We start from the raw sequence: 11,107 nt of genomic DNA on the forward strand, positions 1-11,107 counted from the left end.
TAATTCTACATCCATTGCCCTACCTCCCTTGCAGAGTTTTTTCTTCTAATCCTTTTATTTAGAATAACCGGAAAGTGACAGAAGAGGGTTATAGCCGTAGTCACATAGGTTAGGACATAATGACAAGCGTGAATGCTAGGAATAGTAATAGTTCTACCTTCTGCCTCCTGCCTCCTGCTATATTATGGCGCGGCTTCTAGGGGAAAACTTTTTGGTCTACTGAAATTATGAAGTTCAGAGGCGGTGAGGTCGCGCCATTGACCCAATTGTAAATCATCTAATTGTAAGTGAGCTATGCTAACCCTAACCAGTCGCAAAGTCGGAAACCCGACAGCCGCAGTCATGCGCCGTACTTGACGGTTCTTTCCCTCTGTCAAAGTCATTTCCAGCCAAGCTGTTGGGATATTTTTGCGAAATCTAATCGGTGGGGTGCGTTCGGGTAACTGTGGTTCTTCTGGTAATAGCTTAACTTCTGCTGGTTGAGTGCGATAATCTTGAATTTCCACACCTGTTTGCAACCTTTTGATAGCTTCTGCATCTGGAATTCGCTCTACCTGTACCCAGTAAGTACGTTTATGACCAAAATGTGGATGGGCGAGGCGATGTTGCAATTGTCCATCGTTCGTTAATAGCAGCAATCCTTCACTGTCCCAGTCTAAGCGCCCCACAGGATACACATCAGACACATCAATATAATCTTTTAGGGTGCTATGTGTGGGGACATCTTTTGTAAACTGACTGAGGACACCATAGGGTTTGTAAAAAATAATATATCGGTAATGATTAGTCATTTGTCATTGGTCATTGATCACTATTGCTTTACAACAGTCATGGATCGGGTTTGAGACAGGCGTCAGCCCCATCATACCCGATTCGTTAATAGCTCTTAATTTAGGAATGCTGAAGTGCGATCGCTTATTTAACTGGTATTGCCAGAGTATCGATTAAAAAAGTTTAAAATGCCGCAGCTACGCTCGTTGTAGACATCACTTTTTTAAACCTCAAGATATTATCTACTCGAACACCGTGCAGCATACATAAAGTCTGAGGTTTTGCATGAAAGTAGCAGTTTTCAGTACAAAAGCCTACGATCGGCAGTTTTTGTCAGCTGCAAATTCTCCCATCCAACACGAATTAGTATTTTTTGAACCCCGTTTAAATCGGGATACGGCTATCCTTGCTGCCGGATTTCCGGCGGTTTGCGTATTTGTACACGATCAAGTCGATGCCTCAACTTTAGAGATTCTCGCTTCAGGGGGAACTCGTCTAGTTGTCCTTCGTTGTGCGGGGTTTAACAACGTAGACTTACAAGCCGCAGCAGACTTAGGAATTACCGTTGTGCGTGTTCCCGCCTATTCACCTTATGGGGTGGCAGAACACGCCGTAGGATTGATTTTGAGCTTAAATCGTAAAATTCATCGCGCCTATAACCGTGTCCGAGAAGGCAATTTCTCTTTAGATGGACTATTAGGATTTAATTTGCATCAGCGCACAGTGGGAATTATCGGCACTGGCAAAATCGGTCTGATTTTAGGACAGATTATGAAGGGGTTTGGCTGTCACCTACTAGCCTATGACGTTTATCGCAATCCCGAATTGGAAGCGCTAGGTGGAAAGTATGTAGAACTACCTGAGCTATTTGCCAACTCCGATATTATCTCCCTGCATTGCCCCCTGACTCCAGAAACACATCACTTAATTAACACTGAGGTTATAGAAAAGATTAAGCCTGGTGTGATGCTAATTAATACTAGCCGAGGAGCGCTGATTGATACCCAAGCAGTGATTGAAGGATTGAAGTCGGGTAAAATTGGCTATCTAGCTGTAGATGTCTACGAACAAGAATCGGAATTGTTCTTTGAAGATTTGTCTGGGCAAATTATTCAAGATGATATTTTCCAGCGTCTAACAACGTTCCCCAATGTACTCATTACCGGACATCAAGCCTTTTTTACAGCCGAAGCTCTCTACAATATTGCCGAAACAACTTTTGCTAATATTACCGATGTTGAACAGGGTCGTGCTTGTGCGAATGAAATTCGTGCATAAATCTTTAGCAATCTCAAATCCTAAATTGTGTTACCTCATAAATTGTTAACATCTTTGCTCCCAGACATAACCAAGGTGCTACACTACATCCATGCTAGGGGTGCCTATATAACCAGGCTGAGATCACACCCTTAACACCTGAGTCTGGGTAATACCAGCGGAGGGAAGCTGTTTATTGAGGAATGACAATATGCGGACTGAATGGGTTGCTAAACGACGTGGGCAGGTTAATGTATCTCAAATGCACTACGCCCGCCAAGGTGTTATCACCGAAGAAATGCACTACGTCGCCCAACGGGAAAATCTCCCAGCCGATCTCATTCGTGAGGAAGTAGCGCGGGGACGAATGATTATCCCCGCTAATATTAATCACACTAATCTAGAGCCGATGGCTATTGGCATCGCCTCTAGATGTAAGGTAAATGCTAATATCGGCGCTTCTCCCAACTCTTCTAATCTTCAGGAAGAAGTTGATAAGCTGAATCTGTCAGTGAAGTATGGTGCTGATACCGTGATGGATTTGTCCACAGGTGGCGGTAATTTGGATGAAATTCGTACCGCAATCATCAAGGCTTCACCTGTTCCCATTGGTACAGTGCCAGTGTACCAAGCTTTAGAAAGCGTCCACGGCACAATCGAGAATCTAACTGCTGATGATTTTCTCCATATCATCGAAAAGCACGCCCAGCAAGGAGTAGACTATCAAACTATCCACGCTGGGATTTTGATTGAGCATTTGCCTTTGGTGAGAAGCCGGCTCACTGGTATTGTCTCTCGTGGCGGCGGGATTTTGGCGCGGTGGATGCTACATCACCACAAACAAAATCCGCTTTATACCCACTTCCAAGATATTATTGAGATTTTCAAAAAGTACGATGTCTCCTTTAGTTTAGGAGATTCTCTGCGTCCCGGCTGTACCCATGATGCCTCAGATGAAGCACAATTAGCTGAATTGAAAACCCTCGGACAGCTAACTCGCAAAGCCTGGAAAGATGATGTACAGGTGATGGTGGAAGGGCCTGGACACGTGCCAATGGATCAAATTGAGTTCAACGTCCGTAAGCAAATGGAAGAGTGTTCGGAAGCACCTTTCTATGTATTAGGGCCATTGGTGACAGACATTGCTCCCGGTTATGACCATATCACTTCAGCTATTGGAGCCGCAATGGCTGGATGGTACGGTACTGCAATGCTGTGCTATGTAACACCCAAAGAACATTTAGGTCTACCAGATGCCGAAGATGTGCGGAATGGGTTGATTGCATATAAAATAGCAGCTCATGCGGCTGATATTGCTAGACATCGCCCTGGTGCAAGGGATAGAGATGATGAACTTTCCAAGGCGCGTTACAACTTCGATTGGAACCGACAGTTTGAATTATCACTCGATCCAGAAAGAGCTAAGGAATATCACGATGAAACTTTACCAGCAGATATCTATAAAACTGCTGAGTTTTGTTCGATGTGTGGGCCTAAGTTCTGCCCAATGCAAACTAAGGTTGATGCTGATGCGCTAACAGAATTAGAAAAGTTCTTGGCGAAAGAGGCTGTGACTCAAAGCTAATAGATTGTTATGTAGAGTCTAGTTGAATACTTGTAGCGGTTTTCAGAATTGCGGTTTAAATAGTTTTGTCGGGTGCGTTAGGACATTCGTGCTAACGCACATAAAATTCCAGATGATTTACTAGTGATTTGATTTTTTGGAAGCCTTACTATAATGTTTCTGATGGTAATAATTTGTGTATAGTCTGAAACGCCAAAACCTAAGTTTTATAAGGCGAAGAAGAAATGTGGTGAGAAACCCGCGTGAGGGCAGAAGGTTTTATTAAGGAGGAGATTTAGACCCGAATAGCACACTTGTAAAGCTGAAAATTCGTCTGGGCTAGGTGTTGGGGATAGGGTATAGGGTGTAAGGAAAAATCAAGAAAAGTAAATATGAGTGGGGATACAAATAAATTTCTTCCTCACTAATCCAACACTGTACACCTAAAAGCCTTATAGAGAATGGGTTTGCCGTTAACAAGCGTGCCATTCGCTTTTAGAGTCAACGAAATTATGACCAAGCAACTTTTATCTGTTATTATCAGTTCTGTTCAAGTCAGACAGAAATTATTTTAGGAGATAAACAATGGGCAAGAAATATAATGTTTATGGTGTAGGTAATGCTTTAGTAGATATAGAATACGAAGTATCTCCAGAGTTACTACAACAGTTAAAGATTGATAAAGGTGTAATGACACTCATAGATGAAGATAGTCAAAATCATATTTTGGAAAATCTCAAAAATCTTCATTGCCATAAGAGTTGTGGAGGTTCAGCAGCAAACACAATAGTAGCAATTAGTCAACTAGGAGGAAAGGCTTTTTATTCCTGTAAAGTAGCTAATGATGAATTTGGAGACTTTTACATAGAAGATTTACTCAACTCTCAGGTAGATACCAACTTAAAAAATGGCGATCGCCAATCAGGAATTACAGGTAAATGTTTGGTGTTAGTAACTCCCGATGCAGATCGCACCATGAATACATTTCTGGGAATTACTGAAGAATTTTCTACACAAGAATTAGTATCATCAGCGCTTGCTGATTCAGAATATGTATATATCGAAGGATATTTAGTGACTTCTCCCACAGGAAAAGAAGCAGCTATAAAGGCTAGAGAAATAGCTGAGAAAATGGGAGTAAAAACTACGATGTCCCTATCTGATTACAATATGGTGAAATTTTTTAAAGGTGGTTTATTAGACATCATTGGATCTGGTTTAGATTTTATTTTTGCTAATGAAAGTGAAGCATTAGAACTAGCAGATACACAAGATTTTCAAGTAGCTGTAGATAACCTAAAAACCCTGAGTAAGAAATTTGCCATTACTCGTGGTTCCAAGGGTTCAGTAGTATTTGACGGTCAGAAATTAATTGAAATCACTGCACCTCAAGTGAAAGCTGTAGATACAGTGGGAGCAGGAGATATGTATGCAGGAGCTTTCCTCTATGGAATTACTCAAGGTATGAGCTATGAACAAGCCGGAAAATTAGCATCGGCCGCAGCTTCTAAGATTGTTACATCCTATGGACCAAGATTAAAAACTGAGGAATTAAAGGCATTAGTTACTGCTTAGAGGGTGTTTAAAAAGTTTTGAGGGGTCAAATTTTATGCCACCAGTACAAGCTTTCGTAACCAGCTATTTGTTGCACTCACCGGATTTAAAGCTTGAGTAAGGTTGAGTGGAGTAGGTAAATACCCAATGTGTGAAGAAATACGACAAGTAATTAACACTTGGATGGACGGCTGAAGGTTTTATTCAACTATGGGTAGTGTGATGATTGAATCTTTGCGTTCCTATCCTGCGGGAACTTAAAGCGCTTATGCGTTTAAATTTCAACTCTCAATTCGCCACGAAATTTACGCAAAAAGTTGGGTAAAGCGATCGCTCTATCCAGTCTACAACTATCCTTACAGCTATTTTCACGTAAATAGACCATGTGTTGTAGGGGCATAGTGTTGCTCATTGGTGTCAACTTAAGCTAAAACTCCTTTAAAATCTCTTTGAACATCATCGAAGTACATTCCCGTTACTGTGTCGAGTTTAGGATAATGATGCTTAAAACGTTTTCATGTAAGTCATGAGCAGATTTAACACAGCTAACAACATTATATAAAGCTTGTATTAAACTCTTTGTTGCTTGATTATAAATGTTACTAAATTATATATAAAATTAACTTATGTCTTGTTGAGTAGAAATAGATATCACAAAATTATTTTTGATAAAAGAAGAAATTGCGTTTTTGCCAAAAACAAAACAAAATTTCACAAGATATCGAATTTCAAATAAGCAAGCAAAATACATCTCTGCAAAAGATAAATTTTCGCTTATAAATATTTATACATATATTAAAATGTATTAGATATTACAAAAATCCATATATTGAAGATTGGGTAAAGTAGTTTACTTGACTTGAGAATAGTGATAAAAAAAGTGTGTCAAGCAAGTAGATGGGTGTGAAAAATAGAACTTGATTAAGAAATATAAATCGCTTAAAAGCTTATATCTAAAGTGTTTCTAGTGCTTTACAGAAGTTTACTTAGTTTAGTTTAATTGTGCCTACCTACTTAATTAAAATAAAACACTCGAAAAACTAATTTAAATAAGCTATTTAAGTTGATTTTTGTAAATTATTCAAGCTCCTCATATTTATGCCTTAATTTTCAAGTCTCAACAACTAACGCAAATCACAAGGAGAAAATTATGTCTACACAACGAGCTAAATTTTTTAATACGCTTGTTACTACTATTGCATTTCTCGGCATGGGTCTTCCCCTCAACAGCCTGCTACTCGATAAAGCTGCAATGGCACAATCTTTACTACCTAATTCTGCAACTTATGGTCCAGTGAAACTGACTAATTTCACACTTAACGGCAATAGTAATGTTGTAGTTGTTAATCCTGAAGAAAAGATTAATGGATCTACCAATTACACTTATAGTAATGGTCAAGGGGGATCTATTAATCAAATTATTGTGGGTATTGGAGGTCAATATAACGCTCAAGCCTGTATCTACGATGGTTCTACCCAAGGTTCAGGCTCAAGTACATTCACGTTAACAGCACCTAATGTACCTGGAATTTACTACATACGCTTCCGCTATGCTCAAGCTTTTGGATGCCAACAAGGGGCTTTGGGTTGGTGGCGAATCGATAAAGTGCCTACTCCTGAAGCCAATATAGGAATAATTATTGTAAAAGAGCCTACCGCACTCTGACGGAACGATAAGCGCCCCATAACCAAAGAGCGATCGCACACTTTCCAATCCAACTGGAGTTTAGATTAGTCAGGAGTGCGAAACTGCTGAACAAATCAGATATAAAACTTTGTAAATAATCAATAGTTGGCACATGCAACTATTGATTATTTACAAAGTTAATTTTAACTATTTCCCCGCTATTTTTGAGCCTGTAGTATTTAATTATATTTAAAGCCAATACGCTTGGCTTAAAATCCAATTTCAATGGTCAAACTGCGAATTTTTCCTGTATCTCCTTCAGCTTTATCTGCAACTTCCAGAGTCCAGGTTCCTTGGGGACTTTTACCTTTAAAGGCAGCAAGTTTAGGGGTGTTTACTTCGTCATAAGTTGTTTTAATATTATCTGTAGCTCCACCCTGGCGATCGTGCAGATTTATGGGAAGTATGCCTATTTGCACTGGGGGAAGCAGAGTAACGATAAGATCCCCAATATACGTATGCTCGATATCTACATTAACTTTGATGGATTTTAGGAGGGTGGTATTAGCGATCGCCACTGACAATGTTGATGTTTGCAAATCGTTAATTGGGATATCTTGCACTGCCTGGAAAATACTAATGGGTGATGTTTGAGCAGGCTTGGCCAATTCTACAGCTTTGAGAGCATTGATTCGACCGTAACCGTAAAAGGGGCTGCGACCATTGGCATCATATTTACCTCCAGTTGAATCAATGCGATCGCAGGAGCGTTTTATAATCTCTCGTACTTCATCCCAACGCAGATTTGGGTTTCTGGCAAGAATCAAGGCGGCTACACCTGCTGCACCTGGACAAGAACTAGAAGTTCCGCCAAATTCGTTCGTATAGTTGCCTAAAGCCTCACCCAGATTTCGATTACCCGAATTATAACCAAGTACACCAGAGCGATCGGTTGTCCAAATTCCAGTGGTTTGAGAACTATCGCCATTGTTGCTGGGGAAGGCACACCAAACCGCCTGACCAAAGTCACTGTAAGCGCTTCTTGTACCGTAGTCGTTACAAGCTGCCACTGCAATCACCTTTTGGTTGCTGGCGTAGCCGTCATTATCGACGCTTTCGTTACCATTGCCAGCTGCAAATAAAATTACACAACCCTTGCCATTGCGTCCTTTATTGATTGCAAAATCTATAGCAAGTCGTGTGGAATCAGGCAGAGGTACTTTTTGCTTGTGTGCAGGATCGTCTGGATCAAACCAAGTACCGTCTGCTGGGCCCCAGCTGCAAGAAATAACATCTGCACCATTTTGAGCCGCCCAAATAAAAGCATCTGCTTCATCCTGCGATCCCAACGCTGAAGCTAAACGAATCGGCATGAGTTTTGCCCCCGGTGCTACACCAGATGCCCCAAAGTTCCCGTTTGCACAAGCTACTCCTGCACAAGATGTACCGTGGTTATTATCATTGCCTGGTCTGGGATTGTTCGTTTTACGTGTGACATCACGCGGAGCAACAATCTTGCCAGAGGAACGGAACTCTTCATGATCGAGATCCAGACCGTCGTCAATAATTGCAATAGTTGTCCCTGTGCCATTGCTCAACTTCCAAGCTGCTTCAACGTTGGCATGGGCATTAATTATCTTACCATTAATTGTTGTTTGCTTTAAGTGCCACTGCTGCGGGAAAACTTGACGTTGGCGTGACTCACGCGCTAATTCAGGATGGCACAGTTCAACTGATTTTTCATTTAGAAGTCTCTCGGCGATGTCAAAGACCGCTATACCAGTATTTGTAGGCGCACTGACAAAATAAGCATTTCGGGCGTATTCAAGTTGGCGTTTAATTGTTAAGTTGTAACGTCTTAAAACCTCTTGGCAGACTCTTGATTCTTCGCTATCAAATTTAACAAAAAGGTTTTCAGTATAAACTACAGGTTGTTGGGATACTGGATCGATTAAGACGCGTCCGGCAAATTGGACTTCAGACTCATTGTTGAGAATTTCACGGGCGCGATCGCGCAAAGCGACACCCTGATTCGGAACTTTTGCTTGCAAAATTTCTACACCCGCTTGCCGAAACCGGGTTTTTAACTCAAATTGATTGAGGATGCTACGAGCTATGGGTGATACAGGTGCGACTTCAAAGGATCTTGCACCAACAATCGTGCTACGGCTTTCGGTACGTACTACAACGTGTTCGTTACTGATCGCAAATTCATACTGTTGGCCATTCTGTCCACCATAGCGAACCTGAACCATTGTTTAATCTCCTAAATATTATGAAAATTGAGAATTGGGAATTGGAAAACCGTATTGTGCCTTATTTTTAAAGCTTGCTGCACGCATTGTAGGCTGACGTTTACTTTATGGATGCTTCTAATTTCATGTGTTATATGTGTACTAGGATACAGAATCTCATCTATCTAAGTTCATACAAATCTTCGATTCATCTTTCCACAAAAGAGGGATTCAAAATCATTAGTAGGGGCGTATAACTATGAACCACAATGAAAAGAATGTATTTCATGCCACTGAAAAACGCTATAATACCAATTCTTTATGAAGCTGCGCTAAATAAAGCTTCAAGAATAAAGTCGTAATCTCGTCTGATGAGTTCAGAAGCGCGATCGCCTGCTGCTGACTTGACCGCTTTTAAGCAAGTAGAGCATTTGTAATCTTTCCTTGCTGCTTGCTGTCACAGGATGTTTGAGAGCTTTCTCCAACTCTTCTTGGCTTTCAGAAATCTCAACTTCAAACGGACGGGTCATAACACTAATCTTTAACACGCACCTATTTTAGTTTGGCGCATCTTCATACAGAATTGGTATCAGTCGCTGCGTCATAGCTTAACTCTTGTTAAAAAAAACTTGATGGCGATCGCTAAATCTCACTTTTGTAGGTACATCATAAGCTACAAAGTAAAGTTGTTGCTTTTCGGATTCCTTAAGAAATACTTTTGTAAACACAGACGCGATGAATAGCGTCTCTCCCACCTCAGCACTAATTTTGACTCAAGAACAACAAACTACAATTGCAGGTTTCTATGAAGTCTGCATTGGCATTCTAGAGCCAATTTCTGCAATTCAGTATTGGGAGCAATTTGGCTATTGCATTGATGAAGTGGGTGAATTAACCGCAGATGTCGCCCATCGATTATATGGGGTGAATTTGTCTTTACGCTCTATTCGCCTCTACCACCAAGCTGCGCCAAATTTTCTTTCTTTGTGTCCTTCTCTAACGAGACATTACACTAATGCGCCCTACCCTGTCGGCTTACTGAAAGCATTCTCGTAAAAGTAGGCTTTTGCAAGAGGTCTAATAATCAGTCTTTTGTCTTGACAGCAATTTATCACATCTTTGTGATGATTTCTTGCATCTTTAGCGATCTATAATTTTTATCAAAAAAGCTTAACCGAACCGTATTAACTTTGTGTCTATGCTATTCGTTCCTTATATAATTTAGTACATCTTTATACAGAATTGGTATTACCTGTAACTACTAGAATTAACATAATATAAGAGAATTGGTATTACCTGTAACTACTAAAATTAACATAACGAAAAAGAGACTTTTTGCAAAAGCCAAAAACCGCCCGAAAATTGAGTTTTGAGCGGTTCAAGTATTTTTACAATAGATTTAATAAATTCCCAATACCTCCTGATAATTAGTTTAAGTTTCTTGATTGTTGCCAATGGACAATTGTCTTTTGCTATGTTTCAACTCTTTCCAAAGTGACTTAATTTGCTGATAAGCTTCTTCCTGAGACAATTTACCTCCTGTTTCTAAGGAAGTGATGTAACTAATTTTTTGAGAGAATTCTTGGAGGTTGGCATTAAACACCAAGTTCTCTGGCCGAAATTTACCATAATACCGACTACGAGGGTAAAAAAAACTGTTTTTGTCTTGCGAGTTAGGTTGTGTCATAAGTTTTGTTTTGTAATTCTTTCTGAAATTTATAAACTATAATTCCTCTGTTTGTGTACATACACAGGATAACATTCAAATTCCCGAATAAAGAAGTTAATTTTTTAGTTCAATATTAGAATAAATCAGAAAGACAAGTAATTAACTGTGGAAAATACTGAAATAATCGTGTCCTCTACTAAAAGGAGTCAGTCAAATGACATCTTCTTTGCGGAAAACACCAAAATAAATAAGTGAAACAGGATTTTGCTGATTAAAATCGACTAGTTCAAATGCGGCTCAAATCATATCATACCCGCAGAATTAGTTATGATTATCATCCAATACGGTTCAGTTAAGGCTCAAATAGCTGTAAAATAGGCATTGTTTCCAAAAATGGAAATCAAGTTCGGTGCATCTTAAAGAATTCTCAT

The 11,107-nt window shown here is 40.0% G+C and carries 9 protein-coding genes, 1 pseudogene and 1 riboswitch; of the genes and pseudogenes, 5 read left to right on the forward strand and 5 right to left on the reverse strand.

The annotated features are described in order from the left end of the window. Positions 1 to 182 precede the first annotated feature (182 nt). The gene (locus V7K79_RS18850; protein ID WP_335049523.1) at positions 183 to 791 is read right to left on the reverse strand and encodes an rRNA large subunit pseudouridine synthase E; all 609 of its coding nucleotides are present in this window, start codon (positions 789 to 791) and stop codon (positions 183 to 185) included. A gap of 265 nt (positions 792 to 1,056) precedes the next feature. On the opposite strand from V7K79_RS18850, the gene V7K79_RS18855 reads away from it, so the two are divergent. The 3 genes from V7K79_RS18855 to V7K79_RS18865 all read left to right on the forward strand — a co-directional run bounded on the left by V7K79_RS18855 (position 1,057) and on the right by V7K79_RS18865 (position 5,167). Further along, on the forward strand, positions 1,057 to 2,049 hold the full coding sequence (locus V7K79_RS18855) for a 2-hydroxyacid dehydrogenase (RefSeq protein WP_335049524.1): 993 nt from the start codon (positions 1,057 to 1,059) through the stop codon (positions 2,047 to 2,049). 86 nt (positions 2,050 to 2,135) lie between these two features. Further along, positions 2,136 to 2,232: riboswitch (TPP riboswitch) on the forward strand. A 7-nt stretch (positions 2,233 to 2,239) separates the two neighbouring features. Next, positions 2,240 to 3,613: a phosphomethylpyrimidine synthase gene (gene thiC / locus V7K79_RS18860; protein ID WP_335049525.1), complete on the forward strand. Its 1,374-nt coding sequence runs from the start codon at positions 2,240 to 2,242 to the stop codon at positions 3,611 to 3,613. A 564-nt stretch (positions 3,614 to 4,177) separates the two neighbouring features. Further along, positions 4,178 to 5,167 carry an adenosine kinase gene (locus V7K79_RS18865; RefSeq protein ID WP_335049526.1) on the forward strand — a complete coding sequence of 330 codons (990 nt, stop codon included), beginning with the start codon at positions 4,178 to 4,180 and terminating at the stop codon, positions 5,165 to 5,167. 253 nt (positions 5,168 to 5,420) lie between these two features. Here V7K79_RS18865 and V7K79_RS18870 read toward each other — a convergent pair whose 3' ends face one another. Further along, positions 5,421 to 5,546: a hypothetical protein gene (locus V7K79_RS18870; protein WP_335049527.1), complete on the reverse strand. Its 126-nt coding sequence runs from the start codon at positions 5,544 to 5,546 to the stop codon at positions 5,421 to 5,423. Positions 5,547 to 6,296: 750 nt separating this feature from the next. Between V7K79_RS18870 and V7K79_RS18875 the strand changes: the two genes are divergently transcribed. Beyond that, positions 6,297 to 6,812 carry a hypothetical protein gene (locus V7K79_RS18875; protein ID WP_335049528.1) on the forward strand — a complete coding sequence of 172 codons (516 nt, stop codon included), beginning with the start codon at positions 6,297 to 6,299 and terminating at the stop codon, positions 6,810 to 6,812. 230 nt (positions 6,813 to 7,042) lie between these two features. Here the strand turns inward: V7K79_RS18875 and V7K79_RS18880 are convergent, their stop codons facing one another. Both V7K79_RS18880 and V7K79_RS18885 read right to left on the reverse strand, forming a co-directional pair. After that, complete coding sequence (locus tag V7K79_RS18880; RefSeq protein ID WP_335049529.1) at positions 7,043 to 9,028, reverse strand: S8 family serine peptidase; 1,986 nt, start codon at positions 9,026 to 9,028, stop codon at positions 7,043 to 7,045. A gap of 356 nt (positions 9,029 to 9,384) precedes the next feature. Next, positions 9,385 to 9,537: a hypothetical protein gene (locus tag V7K79_RS18885; RefSeq protein ID WP_335049530.1), complete on the reverse strand. Its 153-nt coding sequence runs from the start codon at positions 9,535 to 9,537 to the stop codon at positions 9,385 to 9,387. A 238-nt stretch (positions 9,538 to 9,775) separates the two neighbouring features. Here V7K79_RS18885 and V7K79_RS18890 point away from each other — a divergent pair. Next, positions 9,776 to 9,988, forward strand: a pseudogene (locus V7K79_RS18890) (VOC family protein); the annotation flags it as partial. 451 nt (positions 9,989 to 10,439) lie between these two features. Here the strand turns inward: V7K79_RS18890 and V7K79_RS18895 are convergent. Next, the gene (locus V7K79_RS18895) at positions 10,440 to 10,694 is read right to left on the reverse strand and encodes a DUF7219 family protein (RefSeq protein ID WP_335049531.1); all 255 of its coding nucleotides are present in this window, start codon (positions 10,692 to 10,694) and stop codon (positions 10,440 to 10,442) included. Between the last annotated feature and the right edge of the window lie 413 nt (positions 10,695 to 11,107).

Source organism: Nostoc sp., from assembly GCF_036917575.1.
GTDB lineage: Bacteria > Cyanobacteriota > Cyanobacteriia > Cyanobacteriales > Nostocaceae > Nostoc.